Source organism: Sphingomonas sp. RS6 (genome assembly GCF_054489705.1).
On the sequence record NZ_JBTMWM010000001.1, the window covers coordinates 629307 to 650330 of the forward strand.

Here is a 21024-nt window from a genome sequence, read left to right on the forward strand (position 1 = left end):
TCTCCCCGGATCAGCGGCCGCGCAGGCCGTCGAACACCTCGGCAAAGCCGGGCTGGTTGGCATGCGCGATGCCCGAGCGGGCGGCCTCGATCACCAGCGGCTGCGGATGGCCGTGAAGCGATGCGATGATGATCTGCTTGACGGTGTGATAGATCGCGGCATCGGCATCGATCACCTGCTGCAGCCGCCCGGCAAGCGGCGCGACGATGCCATAGGCGAGCAGCACGCCCATGAACGTGCCGACCAGCGCCGATCCGATCATCGCCCCCAGGATCGCCGGCGGCTTGTCGATCGACCCCATCGTCTTGACCACGCCGAGCACCGCCGCGACGATGCCGAGCGCGGGCAGCGCGTCACCCAGCGCCTGGAGCGTGGTCTGCGGCCCCTGTGCCTCGTGGTGGTGCGTCTTGATCGCATTGTCCATCACCTCCTCGACGGCATGGACGTCGAGCGTCCCCGACGAGACGACGACGAGCCGCAGCGTATCGGCGATCAGGTTGACCAGCGCATGATCGGCGAGCAGGCGCGGATATTCGGCGAAGATCGCGGAGGATTTCGGATCCTCGACATGCGGTTCGAGCGCGATCGGCCCTTCGGCACGGAGCATCTTCATCAGCTTCGACACGAGGAAGATCGCGTCGAGATAATCCTGCTTCTTGTAGCGCGGCCCCTTGAACACCTTGGCGAGGCCGCCGCCCAGCGCCTTGAACTCGGCCATCGAGTTGCCGATGATCAGCGCGCCCAGTGCGGCGCCGCCGATGATCAGCATCTCGTGCGGGATCGCCTCCATCACCGGGCCGAGCGCGCCGCCGGTGATGGCGAAGCCCCCGAACACCATGCCGAGCAGCACGACCAAACCAATCAGCGGATACATGCGCTTCGCGTTCCCCCGTCGCCTTCGCCAACACTGCCTCGGTTAACGGCCGCTTCGCCGTGACCTTGAGGGGTTTTCAGCGCATCACTTGATATAATCGAACAGCGTCAGGCTGGAGAGCTTGGTGAAGCTCGACTGCGTCGCCTGAAGGACCGTCATCGTGCGTTGCAGCTCGGTGATTGCCGTGGTGACGTCGGTATCCTCGATCGCCGATCGCTCGGTTTCGCGTGCGGTGTTGGCGTCGGTGATCTGGGCCGCCGCAAGGTCGAGACGCGCGCCGCGCGCGCCGAGCGACGCCCGCCCCGCCGCGACATTGTCGAGCGTCGTCGACAGCCCGTCGAGCGCGTCGCCCGCGGCCGTGGCGGCGTCGTCTCCGCCCTGCCGCAGCGCATCGGACAGCGTGGCGAGCAGCGCGAACACGTCGCCGTCGCCGCTCGCGAACAGCTGCGCGCCGCTGACATTGGTCTGCATCGCGTCGCCGTCGCCGATCGGGATCGCCGCAGGCTGGCCGCTGTCGGTCAGCCGGATCGTGCCGTCTTCGTCGCGGGTATAGGCGGTATCGCCGCTCGCCCCGCCGAACAGCGGCTGTCCGCGCACGTCCTGCGTGTTGGCGAGGCCGAAGATCGCGTCGCGGATCGAATCGAGCTCGTTCGCGGCGGCGGTGCGGTCGGCATCGCTGAGCGTGCCGTTGGCCGCCTGGGTCGCAAGTTCCTTCGCCCGCTGAATCTGCGATTCGACGCTGGCCAGGGTCGAATCACCCTGTGCGACGATGCCCTGGGCAAGTTTGATATTGGCGCTGTACGCACCATCATCGGCGGTCGCGCGCGCCAGCCCCTGAAGCCGCTGATAGCCGGCCGGGCTGTCGGCGGCGCCGGCCACCATCTTGCCCGTGGCGATCTGGTCCTGCGTCCGCGTCAGATCGGCGTTGAGCTTCGCCATCTGCGACGTCGAACGGGCGTAGAATTGATTGGTCGACAAGCGGATCGTCATGGCGCTCACCGGATCTCGAGAATGGACTGGAACGTGTCGCGCGCGACCTGGATGACGCGGCTCGACGCCTGATAGGCCTGCTGGAAGCGGAGCAGGTCGACGGCTTCCTCATCGGTGTTGACGCCGGACACCGAATCGCGCGCGGCAACGGCGTTATCGCGGATCGTGGTCTGCGCCTCCGCCACCTGGCGCCGCGCCGCCAGCGCCGCGCCGTTGGAGGCGGTCAGATCGGTGATCGCGCCCTCAAAATTGCCGCTGGTGCGCAGCGCCGTCAGCCCGTCGAGATTGGCATTGCTGCGGGTGCCGCCGCCCACCGCCGCCGCCGCGATGCCACGGGGATCGCTGATCGCCAGCGTCAGCTGCGACGCCGGATCGCCGATCGCGAACATCGGCTCGCCGGCGGCGCCGTTCAGATCCTCGCCCGCCGCCTGGACGCTGTTCACCCCTTCGGCAAAGGCGCTTGCCTGCGCGTTGATCGCGGTGCGTGCATCGTCGATGCGCTGTGCCGCCTCGGCAAAGCCCGCCAGCGCGCCACCGCCCGGCAAGACCGCCGAAATCTCGCCGTCGCGGTGCGCCGCATAGGAGACGTTGCCGCCGCTGCGGACATAGGTGACGGTCGCCGCGCTGTCGCCCTGGACGAGCAGCGGCCCGCTCGCATCGCCGGCACGCACACTCGCCCGGCCCGCGGTATCATAGCTGACCGTCAGGTCGCTGATCGCGCTCATCGATTCGAGAATCTGGTCGCGCTGATCGAGCAGCGACGCGGCGCTCGCGCTGCCGGGCGTCGCGCGGCCGAGGGCGCCGTTCACCTTGGCAAGCGCCGCCGAATAGCCGTTGAGCTGCCCCACCGCCGTCTCGGCGCTGATGTCGAGGTCGCTTGCCGCAGCGTCGAGCGCCGAACCGGTCGCCGAAAAGGCGTTGGCTACGCTCTGCGCCGCTTCGAGCATGGTCGACCGCGCCGCGAGCGACGAGGCATCGGCGGCGAGCGCGGTCGATGCGTTGAAGAAGCTGGTGAGCCGATCGCCGAGTGCGTTCCCGCCCAGTGCCGAATCGACCCGCTCAAGCCAGGTGGCGCTCGCCTCGCTCTTCGCGAGATCGGCACCCGAGCTGCGCACCGCCGCCGCGCGAAGATCGTCGGCCGAGCGCGACACGCCCGACACGATCACGCCGGCGCCGTTCGACACCTTCGTCATCGGCACCGCCGGCGCAGCAAGCTCGGTCATCGTCACGCTGCGCTTCGAATAGCCCGGCGTCGCCGCATTGGCGATGTTCTCGGACGTGGTGCCGAGTGCGGTCTGATAGGCGCGGACGCCCGACGCGCCGATCGACAGCAAATCGGTCATCGTGCGCCTCCATCGTCGCCGTCGGACCCCAGCGCCGCCTGCCCCGCCGCGGACTTGGCGAGGAAATCGGTCATCGCCTTGCCGATGCCGATCGGCGTGTGCTCGGCCATGCTCTGCGCAAGCATCTGATCCTGCATGTCGCGAAACTGCGTGCCGGCGTCGCTGTCGAGCAGCCCGTCGCCCAGCTTTGCCGCCCGCATCGATTTGAGCATCATGCCGGTGAACACCGCCTCGAACTTCTGCCCGGCAGCGTCCAGATTGGCCTTCGACGCCAGCCGCGAGGTGTCGATCGAGACGCCCCCGGCGGCGCCGCTGCCGGTCAACGAAACGGGCGCGTCCATGCTCACAGGACGATCAGCTCGGCCTTGAGCGCGCCGGCTTCCTTGAGCGCCTCAAGAATGGCGACGAGGTCGGCGGGCGAGGCCCCGATCGCGTTCACCGCCTTGACCACATCGGCGAGCCGGGGCCCGGGATCCAGCAGGAACATCGGCTTGTTCTCCTCTTCGACGCGGAGGCCGCTATGCTGTTCGAGCGCGGTCTCACCCTTGCTAAACGGCAGGGGCTGGCTGATCCTTTGGTCCTCATCGATCCGAACGGTCAGTTTACCATGCGTCACGGCCGCCGGGCTGACCCGCACCGCCGAATTGATGACGACGGTGCCGGTGCGTGCATTGACGATCACCCGCGCCGCTGCCTCGGCCGCCTCGACGCTCAGATTTTCCACCTCGCTCATGATCGTCGCACGGATATCGGCGCCGGCCGGCGCCTGGATCGCGATCGAAACGCCATCGATCGCGCGTGCACGGCCGGGGCCGAACCGGGCGTTGATCGCATCCTGAACGCGCTGGGCCGTGGTGAAATCGGCCCGCGCCAGATTGAAGGTGAGGAAGGGCGATCGATCGAACCCCGTGTCGACGGTGCGCTCGACCGTCGCGCCCTCCGGGATGCGGCCGCTGGAGGGTATGTTGACGACGATCTTTGACCCATCGGCCCCTTCGGCGCCGAGGCCACCCACTGCGAGATTGCCCTGCGCCATTGCATAGATCTGCCCGTCGGCACCCTGAAGCGGCGTCAGGATCAGCGTGCCGCCGCGTAGCGACTTCGCCTTGCCCATGGACGAGACGGTGATGTCGAGCTTCTGCCCCGGCTTGGCGAAGGGCGGCAGCTCAGCCGTGACCATTACCACCGCCGCGTTCTTGAGCCCCGGCGCGATGCCCTGCGGCAATTGCAGGCCGAAGCGCGACGCGACGCCCTTCATCGACTGAACGGTATATTCGAGATTGTCGTCGCCGGTGCCGGGCAGCCCGACCACGACGCCATAGCCGGTCAGCTGGTTCGAACGAATGCCCTGGAAGCTGCCGAGATCCTTGACGCGCTGCGCGGCGGCAGGCTGCGACAGGAAGAGCGCGGCGATCAGGGCAAAGGCGAGACGGATCATCGTGGCGCTCCGCATCAGAAGGGGCTGATGACACTGAAGAACCGGCTGAGCCAGCCCTGGCGGCTGGCCCGAGCGACATCGCCCTTGCCGGTATAGGCGATCCGCGCATCGGCCACGCGGGTCGAGGGCACGCGATTGTTCGCATCAATGTCAGCGGGGCGCACCAGACCCTTGATCTGGACGAATTCGTCGCCGCGGTTGAGCGTCACCCGCTTCTGCCCCTGGACGAGCATGGTGCCGTTGGGAAACACCTTGGCCACGGTGACGCTGATCTCGCCCGACAGCGCGTTCGACTGATCGGCGGCGCCCGAACCCTGAAAGTTCCGCGCGCCGCTGGCGCTGGCGTCGGTCGACTTGAACAGCGACAGGCTACCGGTCGATGGCGGCGTGATCGAAATGCCGCCGCTGCTGTCGAGCTTTGAGCTTGCCGACTTCGACGCGCTCATCCGCTCGGTCAGAACGATCGTCAGCGCATCGCCCACGCGGCGGGCGCGCTGGCCCTCGTAGAGTGCGGCATAGCCGTCGCTCGCCTGGAATATTCCGCCATTTGCCGGCGCCGCGGCGGCAGGCTCGGCCAGCGGCAGCGTGGCGGAGAAATCCTCCTTCACCTTCTTCTTGCCGATGCCGAACAGCTGGGCATGCGCCGGCGCGGCGGCGACAAGGCCGAACGCCGCGACCGCGAGCGCCACGCGAGCGTGGACGCACCGCTCAGAGGTTCTGGTTGACATATTTTTCCATCTCGTCGGCGGCCGAGATCATCTTGGAATTGACCTCATAGGCGCGCTGCGTCTCGATCATGTCGACCAGTTCCTGGACGACGTTGACGTTGGAACCCTCCAGCATCCCCTGGCGGACATTGCCGCGCCCGTCCTGCCCCGGCACCCCCAGATTGGCGGCGCCGCTGGCGCTGGTTTCGATCAGATAATTGTCGCCGGTCGCCTGCAGCCCCGCCGGGTTGGGGAAATTGGCGACCTGGATTTGCCCGATCTGCGTCGGCTCGGTCTGCCCCGAAACGGTCGCCGAGACCGTCCCGTCGGTGCCGATCGTGATGGAGGTGGTGCCTTCCGGGATCGTGATGCCGGGCATCACCTGATAGCCCTCGCTCGTCACCAGCAGCCCTTCGGGCGACTGGGAAAAGTTGCCGGCGCGGGTATAGCCGAGTTGCCCGCCCGGCATCTGCACCTGGAAATAGCCATTGCCGTCGAGCGCGAGGTCGAGCGAGTTGCCGGTGGTGGCGAGCGTGCCCTGCGTTTCGATCCGCGCTGTGCCCTGGATCTTCACGCCGGTGCCCAGATTGATGCCGGTGGCGTATTTGGTCTCGGCGGTCGATGCGCTGCCCGGCGCGGTCATCACCTGATAGGCGAGCGTCTGGAACGACGCACGGTCGCGCTTGTAGGCGGTGGTGTTGACGTTGGCGAGATTGTTCGAAATCACCCGCATGCGCATGTCCTGGGCGTCGAGCCCGGTGCGCGCGATGTGCATGGCGGCAGTGCCCATGATCCTGTTTCCCCTTTAACCCGGCATCCGCATCACGGATGCGGCGCTTTCGTCCATCGTCCGGGCCTCCTTGAGCAGGTTGGCCTGGACCTCGTAGCTGCGCTGGTTCTGGATCATGTCGACCAGCGCCTGTGTGATGTTGACGTTCGACTGTTCGAGCGCGCCCGATTCGAGCGTCGCGTCCAGATCCGCGGGCAGCACGCCGCCGCCCTGAACATGGAGCAGATTGTCGAGCCCCTTGGCGGTCTGGCTGCCCACGGGACTGGCGAGCTTGATGCGGTCGATCACCTGCGGCGCGGTGCCCGGCTCGGCGCCCTGCGGCACGATCGAGACGGTGCCGTCGCCGGCAATCGCGATCGATTGATAGGGCGGAACGGTGATCGGTCCGCCCGACGATCCCATCACCGGAAAGCCGTCACCCGTTTCCAGCAGGCCCGATGCCGCGACATTGAGGTCGCCGCGCCGCGTATAGGCCTCGCTGCCATCGGTCGCCTGCACCGAAATCCACGCATCGCCCGATGCCGCCACGTCAAGCGGCCGCCCGGTCTGGACGACCGTGCCCGTGCGACGATCGATGTCGTCGACCTCGCCCGAGGCGAACTCGCGACTGTCGAACCCACTGCCCTGAAGCACCAGCCGGTCGAAATTGACGCGCTCGGCGCGGAATCCCACGGTCGAGGCGTTGGCGATGTTGTTCGCGATCGCGGTTTGCGCCGACATCTGGCTGCGCAGACCCGAAAGGGCGGTGTAGACGAGGCGGTCCATGTCGCTGCTCAGCTACGGATGTTGAAGATCGTCTCGGAGATCTGGCTGGCGGTATCGAGCGCCTTGGCGTTCGCCTGGAAATTGCGCTGCGCCGCGATCAGCGCGACCAGCTCCTCGGTAATGTCGACGTTCGACCGCTCGACGGCACCCGACATCAGCGAGCCGAAGCCGTTCGAATTGGCCTCGCCGACCATCGGTTCGCCCGACACGCCCGTCGCCGCCCAGGTGGAGTTGCCGAGCTGACGAAGACCCGAGGGATTGGTGAAATTGGCGAGCATCACCTTGCCCAGCACCTTCTGGTCGCCGTTCGAGAAGCTGGCGGTGACCGATCCGTCGTCGGCGACGGTCACGCCCTCGAACTGGCCGACCGCCTTGCCGTCCTGGCTGCGGCTGTCGACGCTGAACGCGGCGCTGGTCTGCGTCGTCGCGCTGCCGAAATCGAGCGAGATCACCTGCTGCGAATTGGCGCCCGCGGTGAGGAACCCGCCGAACGTGGTCGCGCTGGTCGGCGCGGTGAGATTGCCCGCCGCGTCGAATTCGAGCGTGATCGCCTGCGCCCCATCGGTTGCGGTATCGGCGTCGAGCTCCTGATCGCCGACGAACGAATGCACCTTCCAGCTGCTCGTGCCGCCATCGGCGGTCGGCGTGGTTTCGCGGACGAAATAGTTGGTGAGCGTCAGCGCGTTGCCGTTCGCGTCATAGATCGTGGTCTGCGTCGACTGGTTGTAGCTGCTTGGATCGAACCGGTCGAAGGTCGTGCTCGGAATGCTCGAATTGGCCGACAGATTGAGCGACAGCGAGACGTTTTCGGTCGGCTCGGGCGAGCCGCTGGTCTGCGGCAGGCGCAGCTCGACCGCCGAATCGAGGCCGGTCGCCACCACCGCACCCGATCCGTCGACGGGATAGACGAGCAGCTTGTTGCCCGACGAGTCCGTGACATAGCGGTCGCTGTCGACGGTGAAGCTGCCGTTGCGGGTGTACATCGTGCCGCCGTTCGCGGCATCGGAGCGGACCGCGAAGAAGCCGTCGCCAGTGATCGCCAGGTCGAGCGCGGAGCTCGACTGAGTATAGCCGCCCTGGCTGAACTGCTGCCGGATCGAGCGCACCACCGTGCCCGAACCGACCATCTGGTTCGGGTTCGAATCCTTGGTCGAGGCGATTACGTCGGCGAAGATCGTCGACGACCGCTTGAAGCCGTTGGTCGAGACGTTCGCGAGGTTGTGCGAGATCGTCGACATGTCGGTCTGGGCCGCCTGAAGCCCGCTGAGCGAAGTGTAGAAGGACATGGAAGCGCTCCTGAGAAAAGGGGGTCGGGCTCAGCCGATCTTGGTGACCTGCGTCGCGGAAACTTGGCCGAGGCCGGGCAGCGTGAGTTCGGGGTGGCCATCGCTGCCCATCGCCACTGCGGTGACCGGCGCCCACACCAGCGTGGACGCGGCGACGCTGCCGCCATCGGCACCGCGCGCGCTGACCTTGATCGTGAACGGCCCGTCGCCGGCGGCTTCGCCACTCTGGGTGCTGCCGTCCCATTCGAAATCGATCTGGCCGGCCTTCTGGTTGCCCAGCGACACGGTCTTGAGCGTCTCGCCGCTGGCATTGGAGATGCTGACCGTGACGTCGGCGGCATCCTTGGCCAGCGCGATCGAGGCGCCGAGCGTGCCGTCGGTGCGCGGATAGGCGACGTCGCCCGACACCTGGACGGTGCGCCCCACCCACGACATCAGATCGGCATTGCTCGTCCCGCTCAGGCGATCGGAGATCGCGGTGAGCGTGGTGTTGATATCGGTGATGCCCTGGAGCTGCGAAAACTGCGCCATCTGGGCAACCATCTCGTTGTTGTCGACCGGATCGAACGGATCCTGATTCTGCAGCTGCGCGGTCATCAGCTTCAGGAAATCGGCCTGATCGAGCGTCGACTTGCCCAGGCTGGACGTCGCCGCGCTGGCGGTGCTCGCGCTGTTGGTGCGGCCGATGCCCAGGCTCGCAAGGGTGGAATCGAAATCGGTGCTCATCGTCAGCGACCCAGCTTGAGGGTATCGAGGATCAGCGACTTGGCGGTCTGCATCACCTCGACATTGTTCTGATAGGTTCGGGCGGTTTCGAGCATGTCGACCAGCTCCTGCGTCTCGTCGACATTGCTCTCCCAGACATTGCCGTCGGCATCGGCCATCGGATTGCCGGGATCGTAGCGCTTGGCCGGTTCGGCGCCGGCGGTGACCACCTGTTCGACATCGACGGTGGACATGCCGCTCGCTTCGTCGAAGCTGGTGCGGAACACCGGCTTGATCGAGCGATAGGCCGCCTGCGCGCTCGACGCGACCGAGCCGGCATTGGCGAGGTTGGACGCGGTGGTGTTCATCCGCACGAGCTGCGCGCTCATCGCACGACCCGAGACCTGGAAGATCGAAAGCGGCTGGTCTGATGCCACGGCTTATTCTCCCCGAAGCGCGCGGGTGATCTGGTTGATCCGCCCGTTGAGGAAGCTGAGCGTCGTCTGATAGGCGACGGCGTTTTCGGCGAAGGCTGTCTGTTCGGTGGCGAGCTCGACGGTATTCCCGTCCTGGCTCGGCTGGAGCGGCACGCGGTAGAGCGTCGCGCCGTCGATTGCGGTGTCGATCGATCCGCCCGGGGTTTCCGCGGCGGCCATCGCCGAACGGAAATCGATGTCGCGCGCCTTGTAGCCCGGCGTGGAGGCATTGGCGATGTTCGACGCCAGCACGCCCATGCGCTGCGACCGCACGGCAAGTGCCGCGCCATGCACGCCGAAAAGGCTGTCCTCGCTCATCGTGCTCGTCTCCCGCACAAAGGTTCGCGAGGCAGATCAGCAATCATCGTGCCAGTTTCACCAAAGCCACCACCCGGACCCCGGCCAGGCGCTCTGGCGCCGCGCGGGCGGCAACGCGCTGCCGCAACCCGGCAATCGCTTGCCGGTCGGCGGCGGGCCTGCCGGGTCGCCGCGCGTCGACGCCAAATTGGCCCGGCGCTTGCAGAAGCTCCGCGCATGACCCTGGAGCCCCGCGCATGATCCTGGCCCTTCCCCCCGCGCTCGCTGCCTTTGTCGATCCGCTTGCGATGGCGATCGTCGGCGGCGGCACGCTGCTGGCGGTGGTGCTGCGCAACCCTGCCGCCGATCTGGCGCGCGCGGTGCTGGCGCTGCGGCTACTGCCGGCGCGGCCATTCCGGGTGGAGCCGCTGATCGAGCAGGCGCATGCGCTGGCACGGATCGCGCGGCGCCACGGGCTGATCGCGCTCGACCGTTCGGTGATCGCCGATCCCGATCTGGCGGCGGCAGCGGCGGCGGCGGTCGACGGCGCCAGCCCCGATGCGATCGTCGCGCTGCTGAGGCATGCGCGCACCGCCCGCTGCGAGCGCCACCGCGCCGCATGGGAGGTCTGGCAATCCGCTGCCGAAACCGCCCCGGCCATGGGCATGGTCGGCACGCTGATCGGGCTGGTCGGCATGTTTTCGTCGATGCACGATACCAGCGCGATCGGCGGGGCGATGGCGGTGGCGCTGCTGGCGACGCTCTATGGCGCGCTGCTCGCCAGCCTGCTCGCACTGCCGATCGCCAATCGCCTGAAACGCCGGTCGCGGATCGAGGCGCAGGCACGCGCCCGGCTGGAGGCGCCGCTCGCCGCGCTCGGCACGATCGAGCCGGCGCAGCGCGCCCCACGCGAGATCGCGGCATGACCTTCGACGACGACGAGGACCGGCCCGCGCGGCCGATCTGGCTGGTCACGCTTGCCGATCTCGCGCTGCTGCTCGTCGGCTTCTTCGCCTTTCTCAAAGCGAGCGAGCGCGACCCGCGCGCGCTGGCGCAGCAACTGCGCGCCGGTTTCGTCGCGGCGGCGGATGCCGCGATGCCGGTGGAACTGGCGGTCGCCGGCGGTTTTGCCGGCGGATCGGCGCAGCCAGGCGACCTCGCCGCCGCCATCGAATGGGCGCGATCGGCGGCACGCGATCCCCGGACGACGCTGGTCGTCACCGGCGAGAGCGACAGCAGCGCAGGCGATGTCGATCGTGCCACGACCAGCGCCGAACTGCTCGCCGCCGATCGTGCCCGCGCCGTCGCGGCGGCGCTGCTGCGCGCAGGCGTGGTGACGCCGGACCGCATCCGCCTGAACACCGGCCGCGGCGCCCGCCGCGTCGTCCTGACCCTCGGCTATGACGGTGGCCGGCAAGGCGTTGCCGCCCGGCAACCGGCCGTTGCCGCCCCCTTGATCCACGGAGACCCATGATGCTGCTCGCCGCCATGCTGTTCGCCGCCCCGGCGTTCCAGTCGACCGCCCTGCTCGACACGATCGTCGCGCAGTTCACCGGACACGAGATCGGCGAGGAAGGCGGCGCGCGGGCGCCAGTCGATCCCCGGCTGAAGCTGGCACCGTGCCCGGCACCGCAACTGGACTGGCGCAGCGAGGCGCACGACGCGGTGGTGATCCGCTGCGTCGCCCCCGGCTGGCGCGTCTATGTCCCCGTGCGCAGCGCCGAGCGGGCGCAGCCCCAGCCCGCCGCCGCCCGCCCGGCGGTGCCGGTGAAGGCGGCCCTAGTGATTCGCCGCGGCGATCCGATCACGGTCGAGGCCCGCGCCGCCGGCTTCGCGGTAACGCGCGAAGGCCAGGCGCTCGGCGATGCCGTAGCGGGTGCCCGGCTGCTGGTGCGGATCGACGACAAGCGATCGCCGATCCAGGCGATCGCGGTCGAGCCCGGCCGGGCGCGCCTGCCCGGATTCGACGAGTGATTTTTTCGCTAAAGCAGCTTGCGGTCCTGCCGTTCCTAGCCATGTCGGCACAGATCCAAGGAATGCAGACAATGGTGGACCCCATCGGCATCAAGACAGGCGCGGTCGTCGATCGCCGCACCCTGCCCGTCGCCGCGGCCCCCGGCGTCGAGGCCGCGGCTCCCTTGAAAGGCGAGGCGGACGCGGTCGACACGGCGGCTCCGGCACTTGCCCAGACGATGGCAGCCGAAGCGCCGGTCGATACCGACCGGGTGGCGCGCATCCGCAAGGCGATCCAGGACGGGCGCTTCCCGATGGTGCCGTCGACGGTGGCCGACCGACTTCTCGCCCTCAAGCTGCAATGGGATTCGAATGACCAGGCGTGATGCGCTCGTCGACGTGATCGAGGCGCTTCATGCGGAGATCGCCGCGTTGAAGGCGAACGACGTTGCCGCGCTCGAAGCGGCGACCCGCCACAAGCTGGCCGGGCTCGACACGCTGGCGCTCCACGACGGCGAAGCCCCCGATGACGAGGTCCGTGCGCTCGCCGCCGAGGCCCAGCGGCTGAACGAAACCTGCCGCATCTACGTCAACCTGATGGCGGCAAATGTTCGCCGCCGCCTGCAACTTCTTTCCGGCTCGATGGCGCCCGCCTATCGCCCGGGCAGCTATTCGATGGCCTGATCCGCGTTCCCGCAAGGGAGGGGTGGGGGAGGAGGACTACGGCGTGCGTGCATGCCGAATCCTCCTCCTTTTTTGTTCGCTCGTCCGGCGCTTGGCACGATGTTTGCTGATCCATGCTCCGCAACCGGAGGAAAACGGATCATCCGCGAATGAGCGTCACGTCGGTGAACAACAGGGCGGCGGTCACCACCGCAATCGCCGAGGCGAGCCGCCGCACCGGAATCGATTTCGATTATCTGCTCGGCCAGGCGCAGGTCGAAAGCGGCCTGCGTGCCGATGCGCGCGCCGCGACCTCTTCCGCGACCGGCCTTTATCAGTTCATCGATCAGAGCTGGCTGGGCGTCATCAAGCAGCACGGCGCCGACCACGGGCTCGATTGGGCTGCGGATCAGATCGCGACGACCGCCAACGGCCGCTACAGCGTCGCCGATCCGATGATGCGCAGCGCGATCCTGGGCCTGCGCAACGACCCGCAGGTCGCCGCGCTGATGGCCGCCGAGCATGCCAGCGACAACAAGGCCGCGCTCGAAACCAGCCTGGGCCGCCCGGCGACCGGCACCGATCTCTACATGGCGCATTTCCTGGGGCTTGGCGGCGCGCGCAGCTTTCTGAGCGCGATGGCGAGCGATCCCGATCAAAGCGGCGCCAGCCTGTTTCCCGCCGCCGCGCGCGCCAATCGCGGCGTGTTCTACACCAATGCCGGGCAACCGCGATCGCTGGCCGACATCTATCGGCAACTGGGCGGCCGGCTGGACCGCGGCGCCGCGACGAGCGGGGCGACCAGCCTCGCCTCGGACACGCTCGACGCGGCGGAACGCGAAATCGACGCGATCGGCGCAAGCATCGGCGACGACACGCAGGTGATCCTGGGCAACGGCGCCGTCGATGGCGATCGCCACTGGGTACAGACCACGCTCGCCCAGCTGGGCGGCAACGGCAACCGCGCCACCATCGATCCGCTGCGGCCGACGCCGGCAACCGCTCGGCTTGCCTATCTCCTTCTCGCCAATCTTGGGGCCTGATCGAACGTGAACGCACTCCCCCTTCCCGGCGGCACCGGCCCGGCGCTGCGCAGCCTGGCGCTTCCCACCGCGATCCTGCTGCTGATCGCGCTGATGGTGGTGCCGGTCCCGGCGATCCTGCTCGATGCCTTTTTCGTGACCAACATCATGATCAGCCTGGCGGTGCTGATGGTCGCGCTCAACGCACAGAAGCCGCTCGATTTCTCTGCCTTTCCCACCGTGCTGCTGTTCGCCACGCTGTTCCGCCTCGGGCTCAACGTTGCCTCGACGCGCGTCGTGCTGGTCCACGGCCATGAGGGCGAAGCGGCGGCGGGGCATGTGATCGAGGCATTCGGCACCTTCATGATCGGCGGCGACTATGTCGTCGGCCTGTTCGTGTTCGCGATCCTGGTGATCATCAACATGATCGTCGTGACGAAGGGCGCCGGCCGCGTCTCCGAAGTGTCCGCCCGCTTCACGCTCGACGCGCTGCCGGGCAAGCAGATGGCGATCGACGCCGATCTCAATGCCGGGCTGGTCACCCCCGACGAGGCGCGCACCCGCCGCGCCGAAGTGGCGACCGAGGCCGACTTCTACGGCGCGATGGATGGTTCGTCCAAATTCGTGAAGGGCGATGCGATTGCCGGCCTGCTGATCCTGGCGATCAACATTGTCGGCGGGCTGATCCTGGGCGTCGCGAGCCATCAGATGAGCGTCGGCGAGGCGGCGCAGACCTATGTGCTGCTGGCGATCGGCGATGCACTGGTGGCGCAGCTGCCATCGCTGATGCTCTCGATCGCGGCGGCGGCGATCGTCACCCGGGTGACGTCGAGCCACGATCTCGCCGGCCAGATCGGCAGCCAGTTCGGCAGCCACAAGACCTGGGCGCCGGTGGCTGGCATCCTGACGCTGCTGGGCGTGCTGCCCGGCATGCCGCACCTCGTCATCCTGCCGGCAGCGGCGGCCTCCGGCGTCGCGGCATGGCGGCTCTATCGCATCGCCAAGCGCCCGCCCCCGCCGCCGCCTGCCCCCGAGCCGGTCGATCTATCGCGGATCGGCTGGGACGAGGTGACGGACAATCTCCAAGTGATGCTCGACATCGGCTATGGACTCGTGCCGCTGGTCGACGAGCGCCGCGGCGGGCCGCTGATGGGGCGGATCACCGGGGTGCGCCGCCAGCTGTCGAAGGAGCTCGGCTTCGTCGTGCCGCAGGTCCGCGTCCGCGACGACATCAATCTCGCGCCCTTCACCTATCGCGTCGTGATCGGCGGCGTCGTGGTCGGCGAGGACAGCGTCTCACCCGACGAGATGCTCGCGCTCGACACCGGCCAGGCGAGCGGCAGCCTCGCCGGCAAGCGCGTCAAGGATCCGACCTTCGGCCTCGACGCGATCTGGATTCACGCCGGCGATGCCGATGCCGCAACCGGCCAGGGCTATCTGGTGGTCGATCCGGGTACCGTCGTCGCGACGCACCTCAACCAGTGCCTGCTCCAGCATGCCGCCGATCTGCTCGGCCCCGACGAGGTGCAATCACTGCTCGACGGGCTGAAGGAGCGCGCCGGCGCGCTGGTCGCCGCGCTGTGCCCGCAACCGGTGTCGCTCACCACGCTGACCACGGTGCTGCGCGGGCTGCTCGCGGAGAACATCCCGCTCAAGGAATTCCGCCGGATCGCCGCCGCGATCGCCGTCGCCGCGCAGAAGACGCTGGTCGCAGAGGAATTAATCGAGCTGATCCGCCCCGATCTCGGCCCGCTGATCATCCAGAAACTGTGCGGCGTACGCGATCCGCTGCGGGTGATGACGCTCGATGGGCAGCTCGAGGCGCTGCTCGGCCAGGCGGCGCGCGCCGATCCGTCGCGCCGGCACGCGATCGAGCCCGAACTGGGCCGCCGCATCGCCGATGCGCTGCACCGCGCCGCCCAGCCGCTCGTCGCCCAGGCCAAGCCGTTCGCGCTCGTCGTCCAGCCGTCGATCCGCGTCGCGATGCGCAAGCTGGTCCGCACCGTCCTGCCCGATACCCCGGTGATGAGCTTTTTCGAGGTGCCCGAAGACAAGCAGATCGAGGTCGTCGCCGTGATCGGCGCGCCGGAGGCACTGCCCGCATGAACGCCCACAGCCCCAAGGAATTCGACGTCATGGCGTCAACTGCCCCGCTCACCTATGCGCCCAGGCCCGAGCCCCGCCGCGAGGCGGAGGCGATGGTCCGCCGGCATCTGCCGCTCGTCCGGCGGATCGCCTGGCATATTCATGGCAGCATGAGCACGCTGGTCGATGTCGAGGATCTGATCCAGATCGGCATGGTCGCGCTGATCGAGGCGGTGAACGGCTTCGAGGATCGCGGCCAGGTGACGTTCGAGCAATATCTGTCAACCCGGCTGCGCGGCGCGATGATCGACGAGCTGCGCCGCCAGGCGACGCTGACGCGCGGGGCGATGCGGCGCAAGCGCGCCTATCGCGATGCGGTGGCCGCCCTCACCCAGACGCTCGGCCGCGCGCCCGACGATGCCGAGGTCGCGACGCAGCTGGGCATCACCGTCGAGAAGCTGCGGGCGGACTATAGCACCGCCGACGCCGTCCGCTTCGATTCGATCGACGAGCTCTATTCGGACGAATCGCCCTGGTTCATGGCCGACGAGCCCGATGCGTTCGAACAGCTCGCCGAAAGCGACCAGCGCGACGTGCTGATCGAGGCGATCGCCGCACTGCCCGAGCGAGAGGCGCAAGTGATCCAGCTTTACTATGTCGAGGAACTCAACCTCGAGGAGATCGGCCAGGTGTTCGGGATCGGCGCCGCGCGCGTCTGCCAGATCAAGGCATCGGCGCATGCCCGGCTGCGAAAGGCGCTGCGCCACCGGATGGGCTAAACGCCCGGCGTTGCACCCCCCGCCGCTTTGCCGCATCACGCACGGCATCGCATGGGAGGGGACCAGCAATGTCGAAGCGTTTTCACCTGATTGCGGCCGCCGCCATCGGCATGATGTCGGCGCCGGCAGTGGCACAACAGGTTCAGGTCAGCGCCGACTGGGTTCGCGCGCACGAGACCTTTCTGGCCGGCGACGCGCTGCGTGGACGTGGCAGCGCCACGCATGACGAGGCGGTTGCCGCTGCCTATGTCGCCAGCCAGTTCATCGGCGTGGGACTGAAGCCCGCGCCGGGGATGAGCGGCTATCTGCAACCCGCCCAGATCGTGCGCGTCGCGCTCAAGGCGCCCGCAGCGCTGCACATCGACGATCGCCCCGTCGCGGGCGCGACGCTGCTGATCGGCGACGGGCGTGGTGCCGAAGGACCGCTGATGGTCGCGCCAGCCAAGGCACTCTCGCGGGTGGCCCCCGCTACCGTGCTGCTGGTGACCGGCGACATGCCGCCGATGCAGGTCTATCGCGCCGCCGCCGCGCTCAAGGGCACCCGGCTGGTGATCGTCCGCGAAAGCGATGATAGCCGGGCGCTGGCCGAACGGCTGGGCGGCAAGCCGCGCCTGCCGACCTATCTGGCCGGCGAAGCGCCCGATGCACGCCCGTCGCTGGTCGTGCTGCCCGCCGAGGCGTTCGATTCGCTCGCCAAGCGCGGCGGGGCCAAGGCGACGCTCGATGTCGACGCGGAGACAACCAGCGTCACGACCACCAACGCGATCGGCTGGCTGCCCGGCAGCGATCCGAGCGCGGGCGTGATCCTGCTGAGCGCGCATCTCGATCATCTGGGGGTCCAGCCCGACGGGACGATCATGCACGGCGCCAATGACGATGCCTCCGGCACCACCGCCGTGCTCGAGCTCGCCCGCACGCTGGCCGCGCGCCCGCAGACGCGCCGCGGCATCCTGTTCGTCGCCTATGGCAGCGAGGAGATTGGGGGCTTCGGATCGCGCTGGTTCGGCGAACATCCGCCGGTGAAGTTGAGCGACATCGTCGCCAATATCGAAATCGAGATGATCGGCGCACAGGATCCGAAGCTGCCCGCGGGCAACATGATGATGACCGGATTCGAACGATCGACGCTGGGCGAGACGCTGAAGTCGCATGGCGCTCTGCTCACCCCCGATCCCTATCCCGAGCAGAACTTCTTCCAGCGTTCGGACAATTACTCGCTCGCGCTCAAGGGCGTCGTCGCCCACACGATTTCGGGCTGGGCGGTCGTGCCGACCTATCATTCGGCGTCCGACACGATCGACAATATCGACATCGCGTTCATGACCCGCGCGATCGAATCGCTGGTCGAGCCGATCCATTCGCTTGCCGATAGCGACGCGCGGCCGGAATGGCGCCCCGGCGGCCGGCCGGAATGAGCCGATAACGCGAAAGACCCCGGCAGCCTGGCTGCCGGGGCCCTCCTACTGCGCGCTTCCATGGTGGAGGAAGCCTTCCGGCCGCGATGCCATCGTCAGGGGGGTAGCACCCCGACCGGCACGCGCGCTTACTGCAGCAGCTTCAACACGCTCTGCTGGCTCTGGTTCGCCTGGGCGAGCATCGCGGTCGATGCCTGCGACAGGATCTGCGCCTTTGCGAGCGCGGTCGTCTCGGCCGAGAAATCGGCGTCTTCGATACGGCTGCGGGCCTCGCTGAGGTTCGCCGACGTGGTCGTCATGTTGTTGACCGTCGATTCGAGGCGGTTCTGCACCGCGCCGAGATCGCCGCGCCCGGCGGAAATCTGGTCGAGCGCCGCATCGATCACCGCAAGCGCTGCCTGCGCCTTGTCCTGATCGGTGATCGACAGGTCCGAACCGGCCGCCGTGTCGGCGGTCATGTTCACTGCGGCCAGGCCGTCAGCCTCGCCGCCGACGATGATCGACTTGCCTTCCTGGGCTGTCAGGAACACCTGATTCGCCTTGAAATTGATGCCGACGACGCCGTCGCCATTGCCGCCATCGGCCGTCGCGTCACTCGACTCGTCAAAGCCTTCGGTCACCGCGGTGCCGCCGGTCTGGGCAGCCGAGGTGATCACATCCGCATCCGACGCGGCGAGCGAGATGTCGCCATCGGCCGTGCTCAGTTCGATCGACGTTCCATTGAGCTTCGCGGTGGTGTTGATCCCGTCGGTGGTGTTGATCTTGTCGACCAGCTTCTGGAGATCGACCTCGTCGTCCCCGTCGGCATTTTCCGACAACACGTCGGCGAGGTCGATTTCCTTGCCGTTGATCGTGATCTTCTTGTCGATCGCGTCGGTGGCGACCGACAGCGTGACCTTGGTGCCGCCGCTCGCCGTCACGCCGGTTTCCGCCGTCTTGGCGTTGATCGCCGTCACCTTGTCGGCAAGCGCGCCGCTCGCCGCGCCATCCGCATCGACGCTTTCGCCGATCCAGGTACCGTTGATCTGGAGCGTGTTCTTGGCCAGCGCCGCCGAACCCACCGCGCCGCTCGACACCGGACCGTTCACGCCGGTCTTGAGACCGAGCTTCTCGGTCGACAGGCTGACCATCGACATCGAGATCGTCTCGCCCGAATTGATGCCCGTCTGAAGCGAGATCGACGTCGTCTTGCCGTCGAGCAGGCCGACACCGTTGAAGTTGGTCGTCTTCGCGATGTTGCCGACCTCGGAGATCAGCTGGCTCATTTCGGCCTGCAGCGTCGAGCGGTCGGTGGCGCCGAGCGTGCCGTTCGACGCCTGGGTGGCCAGTTCCTTCATGCGCTGCAGCATGTTGGTGACTTCGCCCATCGCGCCTTCCGCGGTCTGCGCCATCGAGATGCCGTCATTCGCATTGCGGATCGCAACCGCCATGCTGCGCACCTGGCTCGTCATGCGGCTCGAAATGGCGAGGCCCGCCGCGTCGTCCTTCGCGCTGTTGATCCGCTTGCCGGTCGACAGCCGGTCCATCGCCGTCTGCAGCGAGGTGGACGCACTGCTCGACGCATTCGCCGCGCGGATGCTCGCGATGTTCGTTCCGATTACAGTCATTTCCGTAACTCCGTTCCATCCGGCGCTCCTGCCACCCCCCCTGCGAAGAGTCCGGGCCGCCGAGCCTTGGAACGGCTGCGATCGCGCCCGCTTAAACGAAAAATCTCGGGCCCGGCGCCTCGCGTGCGCGCACGCGCGTAGACGCGCCGGAACCCTGGCGGTGTGCCGGCTACGATATTTTACGGAGGCTTAACCATCTTCGCGGCAAGATCGCCGCCAAGGGGGATTTTTGATGCGATCCATTCTTCCGTCGGCCGCCGTGCTTCGCCAGAATTTCGCGCTGGTTTCCGCCCTGCGCGCGCAGGGCTTCACCGTGCTCGACGCGGCCGATGCGGGCGCGCGCGCCGATCTCTATCTGGTCGCACCGGGCGAGCCGGTTCCGGCGCCCGCGCGCACGCTGATCCTGGGAGCCGGCCCATGCCGTGCCGTCCCGTTCGCCGATGGCAACCCCGCGCAGCTGCGCTTCGACGCCGCCGACGCGGCGCTCGGCAACGGCTTTGCCGGTGCGATGCTGCGGAACGAGGGCGAGCCCGTTGCCGCCGATCCCGAAAGCTTGGCGCTGCTCGCTCTTGCCGAACGGGTCGCCGCCGCCGATATCACCGTTTTGGTGAACGGACCGACTGGCACCGGAAAGGAAGTCATTTCCCGGGCGATCCATATGGGCTCCTCGCGCCGTGACGGTCCGTTCGTCGCGATCAACTGCGCCGCGCTTCCCGAATCGATGCTCGAGGCGATGTTGTTCGGCCACCAGAAGGGCGCATTCACCGGCGCCTCCTCCGGCGGGCAGGGCTTTTTCCGCGCGGCCAATGGCGGCACGCTGCTGCTCGACGAAATCGCCGAGATGCCGCTGGCGCTCCAGGCGAAACTGCTGCGCGCGCTCCAGGAACGCGAAGTGGTGCCGATCGGCGGCACCGTACCCGAAAAGGTCGATGTGCGGGTGATCGCCTGCGCCAATCGCGACTTGCAGGCCGAAGTCGCCGCCGGCCGCTTCCGTGCCGACCTTTATTATCGGCTTTCCGTCTTCCCGCTGACGACGCGCGCGCTTGCCGATCGGCCGGGCGACATCGCCGCCTTGGCCGCCGCGATGGTGCTGCGCCACGCGCGCGGACGCACGACCCTGCCCTGGCTCAGCCGCGAGGCGCTCGCTGCGCTGACCGCGCATGACTGGCCCGGCAATGTCCGCGAACTGGAAAATGTGATCCAGCGCGCGCTGCTGCTCGCCCCCGGCGATACGATCGAGCCGGTTCACCTGATCTTCGATCGTCCGGCAGCGCCGCGCGTGGAGCCGAGCGCGAGCCTGAGCAACATCGTCCAGATCAGCGAATTTCAGGCGATCCGCGAAACGCTCGCCGCCTGTGGCGGTAGCCGGGCCGAAACCGCACGGCGGCTCGGCATTTCGGAACGCACGCTGCGATACCGGCTCGCCGCCGCGCGCGAACGCGGTGAAGACATCGCCCGGGCGGTGTCGGCATGACTGCGGTCTCGGGCACCGCCGGCATCGACCGGGTGATGGCGCTGCGCGCGCAGATTCTCGAACGCAACCAGGCGCTGACCCGCGCCAACCAGGCGCCGACGCCGACCGTCGCCGGCACCGCCGAGGCAAAGCCGGCGAGCTTCACCTCGACCATGTCGGACGCGTTGCAGCAGGTGAATGCCAACCAGGCCGAAGCGGGTGCGCTTTCCGAAGCCTATGAGCGCGGCGAGACGGTCGACATCGCCAAGGTGATGCTCGCCCGCCAGCAGGCGTCGGTCGGGTTCGAGGCGACGCTTCAGGTCCGCAACAAACTCCTGTCCGCTTACAAGGACATCATGAGCATGCCGGTCTAACC

Annotated in this window: 23 protein-coding genes and 2 pseudogenes; 11 read left to right on the forward strand and 14 right to left on the reverse strand. The window is 67.9% G+C overall.

Going from position 1 to position 21024, the window contains the following annotated elements; translation table 11 throughout:
* Positions 1-10: 10 nt before the first annotated feature.
* From motA to flgB, 12 genes are all read right to left on the reverse strand, one after another.
* Complete coding sequence (gene motA / locus ACX40Y_RS02940) at positions 11-874, reverse strand: flagellar motor stator protein MotA (protein WP_459118034.1); 864 nt, start codon at positions 872-874, stop codon at positions 11-13.
* Between the two features lie 84 nt (positions 875-958).
* A complete protein-coding gene (gene flgL, locus ACX40Y_RS02945) occupies positions 959-1864 on the reverse strand; it encodes a flagellar hook-associated protein FlgL (RefSeq protein ID WP_459118035.1) in 906 nt (301 codons plus the stop codon).
* A gap of 5 nt (positions 1865-1869) precedes the next feature.
* Positions 1870-3207: a flagellar hook-associated protein FlgK gene (flgK, locus tag ACX40Y_RS02950; protein WP_459118036.1), complete on the reverse strand. Its 1338-nt coding sequence runs from the start codon at positions 3205-3207 to the stop codon at positions 1870-1872.
* Positions 3204-3548 (reverse strand): rod-binding protein, encoded by a 345-nt coding sequence (locus tag ACX40Y_RS02955; RefSeq protein ID WP_459118037.1) that lies wholly within the window; start codon positions 3546-3548, stop codon positions 3204-3206. The genes flgK and ACX40Y_RS02955 overlap by 4 nt, the downstream gene beginning before the upstream one ends.
* Before the next feature lie 2 nt (positions 3549-3550).
* On the reverse strand, positions 3551-4645 hold the full coding sequence (locus ACX40Y_RS02960) for a flagellar basal body P-ring protein FlgI (RefSeq protein ID WP_459118038.1): 1095 nt from the start codon (positions 4643-4645) through the stop codon (positions 3551-3553).
* A 14-nt stretch (positions 4646-4659) separates the two neighbouring features.
* Positions 4660-5373, reverse strand: a complete 714-nt coding sequence (locus ACX40Y_RS02965; protein WP_459118039.1) for a flagellar basal body L-ring protein FlgH — start codon at positions 5371-5373, stop codon at positions 4660-4662.
* Entirely contained in the window at positions 5354-6142 is a 789-nt protein-coding gene (gene flgG, locus ACX40Y_RS02970) for a flagellar basal-body rod protein FlgG (protein ID WP_459118040.1), read from the reverse strand. Before flgG ends, ACX40Y_RS02965 begins: the two co-directional genes overlap by 20 nt.
* 15 nt (positions 6143-6157) lie before the next feature.
* Positions 6158-6907 carry a flagellar basal body rod protein FlgF gene (locus tag ACX40Y_RS02975; RefSeq protein ID WP_459118041.1) on the reverse strand — a complete coding sequence of 250 codons (750 nt, stop codon included), beginning with the start codon at positions 6905-6907 and terminating at the stop codon, positions 6158-6160.
* 8 nt (positions 6908-6915) lie between these two features.
* Positions 6916-8193 carry a flagellar hook protein FlgE gene (locus tag ACX40Y_RS02980; protein ID WP_459118042.1) on the reverse strand — a complete coding sequence of 426 codons (1278 nt, stop codon included), beginning with the start codon at positions 8191-8193 and terminating at the stop codon, positions 6916-6918.
* A 30-nt stretch (positions 8194-8223) separates the two neighbouring features.
* Positions 8224-8919 carry a flagellar hook assembly protein FlgD gene (locus tag ACX40Y_RS02985; protein ID WP_459118043.1) on the reverse strand — a complete coding sequence of 232 codons (696 nt, stop codon included), beginning with the start codon at positions 8917-8919 and terminating at the stop codon, positions 8224-8226.
* 2 nt (positions 8920-8921) lie between these two features.
* Entirely contained in the window at positions 8922-9335 is a 414-nt protein-coding gene (flgC, locus tag ACX40Y_RS02990) for a flagellar basal body rod protein FlgC (RefSeq protein ID WP_459118044.1), read from the reverse strand.
* Positions 9336-9338: 3 nt separating this feature from the next.
* The gene (flgB, locus tag ACX40Y_RS02995) at positions 9339-9692 is read right to left on the reverse strand and encodes a flagellar basal body rod protein FlgB (protein WP_459118045.1); all 354 of its coding nucleotides are present in this window, start codon (positions 9690-9692) and stop codon (positions 9339-9341) included.
* Positions 9693-9928: 236 nt separating this feature from the next.
* Here flgB and ACX40Y_RS03000 point away from each other — a divergent pair, with 236 nt between their 5' ends.
* The 9 genes from ACX40Y_RS03000 to ACX40Y_RS03040 all read left to right on the forward strand — a co-directional run bounded on the left by ACX40Y_RS03000 (position 9929) and on the right by ACX40Y_RS03040 (position 17588).
* Complete coding sequence (locus ACX40Y_RS03000) at positions 9929-10597, forward strand: motility protein A (RefSeq protein WP_459118046.1); 669 nt, start codon at positions 9929-9931, stop codon at positions 10595-10597.
* On the forward strand, positions 10594-11145 hold the full coding sequence (locus ACX40Y_RS03005; RefSeq protein ID WP_459118047.1) for a flagellar motor protein MotB: 552 nt from the start codon (positions 10594-10596) through the stop codon (positions 11143-11145). The genes ACX40Y_RS03000 and ACX40Y_RS03005 overlap by 4 nt, the downstream gene beginning before the upstream one ends.
* Positions 11145-11645: a flagella basal body P-ring formation protein FlgA gene (locus ACX40Y_RS03010; RefSeq protein WP_459118048.1), complete on the forward strand. Its 501-nt coding sequence runs from the start codon at positions 11145-11147 to the stop codon at positions 11643-11645. The genes ACX40Y_RS03005 and ACX40Y_RS03010 overlap by 1 nt, the downstream gene beginning before the upstream one ends.
* Before the next feature lie 41 nt (positions 11646-11686).
* Positions 11687-12010: a flagellar biosynthesis anti-sigma factor FlgM gene (flgM, locus tag ACX40Y_RS03015; RefSeq protein WP_459118049.1), complete on the forward strand. Its 324-nt coding sequence runs from the start codon at positions 11687-11689 to the stop codon at positions 12008-12010.
* Complete coding sequence (locus ACX40Y_RS03020) at positions 11997-12308, forward strand: flagellar protein FlgN (protein WP_459118050.1); 312 nt, start codon at positions 11997-11999, stop codon at positions 12306-12308. The genes flgM and ACX40Y_RS03020 overlap by 14 nt, the downstream gene beginning before the upstream one ends.
* Positions 12309-12457: 149 nt before the next feature.
* A complete protein-coding gene (locus ACX40Y_RS03025; protein ID WP_459118051.1) occupies positions 12458-13330 on the forward strand; it encodes a lytic transglycosylase domain-containing protein in 873 nt (290 codons plus the stop codon).
* A gap of 6 nt (positions 13331-13336) precedes the next feature.
* A complete protein-coding gene (gene flhA, locus ACX40Y_RS03030; RefSeq protein WP_459118052.1) occupies positions 13337-15415 on the forward strand; it encodes a flagellar biosynthesis protein FlhA in 2079 nt (692 codons plus the stop codon).
* On the forward strand, positions 15412-16173 hold the full coding sequence (locus ACX40Y_RS03035; protein ID WP_459118053.1) for a sigma-70 family RNA polymerase sigma factor: 762 nt from the start codon (positions 15412-15414) through the stop codon (positions 16171-16173). The genes flhA and ACX40Y_RS03035 overlap by 4 nt, the downstream gene beginning before the upstream one ends.
* A 68-nt stretch (positions 16174-16241) precedes the next feature.
* Positions 16242-17588, forward strand: a complete 1347-nt coding sequence (locus ACX40Y_RS03040) for a M28 family metallopeptidase (protein WP_459118054.1) — start codon at positions 16242-16244, stop codon at positions 17586-17588.
* A 128-nt stretch (positions 17589-17716) separates the two neighbouring features.
* On the opposite strand, the pseudogene ACX40Y_RS03045 reads toward ACX40Y_RS03040, so the two are convergent.
* Positions 17717-18034, reverse strand: a pseudogene (locus ACX40Y_RS03045) (flagellin); the annotation flags it as partial.
* Between the two features lie 795 nt (positions 18035-18829).
* A pseudogene (locus tag ACX40Y_RS03050) lies at positions 18830-19195 on the reverse strand (flagellin N-terminal helical domain-containing protein); the annotation flags it as partial.
* A gap of 232 nt (positions 19196-19427) precedes the next feature.
* Between ACX40Y_RS03050 and ACX40Y_RS03055 the strand changes: the two are divergent.
* Both ACX40Y_RS03055 and fliE read left to right on the forward strand, forming a co-directional pair.
* Positions 19428-20669, forward strand: a complete 1242-nt coding sequence (locus tag ACX40Y_RS03055) for a sigma-54 interaction domain-containing protein (protein ID WP_459118055.1) — start codon at positions 19428-19430, stop codon at positions 20667-20669.
* A complete protein-coding gene (gene fliE, locus ACX40Y_RS03060; RefSeq protein ID WP_459118056.1) occupies positions 20666-21022 on the forward strand; it encodes a flagellar hook-basal body complex protein FliE in 357 nt (118 codons plus the stop codon). The genes ACX40Y_RS03055 and fliE overlap by 4 nt, the downstream gene beginning before the upstream one ends.
* The last annotated feature ends 2 nt before the right edge of the window (positions 21023-21024 follow it).

Excerpts from the sequence above, each read along its gene's own strand:
- motA (WP_459118034.1), bottom strand. The coding sequence starts at position 874 with ATGTATCCGCTGATTGGTTTGGTCGTGCTGCTCGGCATGGTGTTCGGG.
- flgL (WP_459118035.1), bottom strand. The coding sequence starts at position 1,864 with ATGACGATCCGCTTGTCGACCAATCAATTCTACGCCCGTTCGACGTCG.
- flgK (WP_459118036.1), bottom strand. The coding sequence starts at position 3,207 with ATGACCGATTTGCTGTCGATCGGCGCGTCGGGCGTCCGCGCCTATCAG.
- ACX40Y_RS02955 (WP_459118037.1), bottom strand. The coding sequence starts at position 3,548 with ATGGACGCGCCCGTTTCGTTGACCGGCAGCGGCGCCGCCGGGGGCGTC.
- ACX40Y_RS02960 (WP_459118038.1), bottom strand. The coding sequence starts at position 4,645 with ATGATCCGTCTCGCCTTTGCCCTGATCGCCGCGCTCTTCCTGTCGCAG.
- ACX40Y_RS02965 (WP_459118039.1), bottom strand. The coding sequence starts at position 5,373 with ATGTCAACCAGAACCTCTGAGCGGTGCGTCCACGCTCGCGTGGCGCTC.
- flgG (WP_459118040.1), bottom strand. The coding sequence starts at position 6,142 with ATGGGCACTGCCGCCATGCACATCGCGCGCACCGGGCTCGACGCCCAG.
- ACX40Y_RS02975 (WP_459118041.1), bottom strand. The coding sequence starts at position 6,907 with ATGGACCGCCTCGTCTACACCGCCCTTTCGGGTCTGCGCAGCCAGATG.
- ACX40Y_RS02980 (WP_459118042.1), bottom strand. The coding sequence starts at position 8,193 with ATGTCCTTCTACACTTCGCTCAGCGGGCTTCAGGCGGCCCAGACCGAC.
- ACX40Y_RS02985 (WP_459118043.1), bottom strand. The coding sequence starts at position 8,919 with ATGAGCACCGATTTCGATTCCACCCTTGCGAGCCTGGGCATCGGCCGC.
- flgB (WP_459118045.1), bottom strand. The coding sequence starts at position 9,692 with ATGAGCGAGGACAGCCTTTTCGGCGTGCATGGCGCGGCACTTGCCGTG.
- ACX40Y_RS03000 (WP_459118046.1), top strand. The coding sequence starts at position 9,929 with ATGATCCTGGCCCTTCCCCCCGCGCTCGCTGCCTTTGTCGATCCGCTT.
- ACX40Y_RS03005 (WP_459118047.1), top strand. The coding sequence starts at position 10,594 with ATGACCTTCGACGACGACGAGGACCGGCCCGCGCGGCCGATCTGGCTG.
- ACX40Y_RS03010 (WP_459118048.1), top strand. The coding sequence starts at position 11,145 with ATGCTGCTCGCCGCCATGCTGTTCGCCGCCCCGGCGTTCCAGTCGACC.
- flgM (WP_459118049.1), top strand. The coding sequence starts at position 11,687 with ATGTCGGCACAGATCCAAGGAATGCAGACAATGGTGGACCCCATCGGC.
- ACX40Y_RS03020 (WP_459118050.1), top strand. The coding sequence starts at position 11,997 with ATGACCAGGCGTGATGCGCTCGTCGACGTGATCGAGGCGCTTCATGCG.
- ACX40Y_RS03025 (WP_459118051.1), top strand. The coding sequence starts at position 12,458 with ATGAGCGTCACGTCGGTGAACAACAGGGCGGCGGTCACCACCGCAATC.
- ACX40Y_RS03035 (WP_459118053.1), top strand. The coding sequence starts at position 15,412 with ATGAACGCCCACAGCCCCAAGGAATTCGACGTCATGGCGTCAACTGCC.
- ACX40Y_RS03040 (WP_459118054.1), top strand. The coding sequence starts at position 16,242 with ATGTCGAAGCGTTTTCACCTGATTGCGGCCGCCGCCATCGGCATGATG.
- ACX40Y_RS03055 (WP_459118055.1), top strand. The coding sequence starts at position 19,428 with ATGCGATCCATTCTTCCGTCGGCCGCCGTGCTTCGCCAGAATTTCGCG.
- fliE (WP_459118056.1), top strand. The coding sequence starts at position 20,666 with ATGACTGCGGTCTCGGGCACCGCCGGCATCGACCGGGTGATGGCGCTG.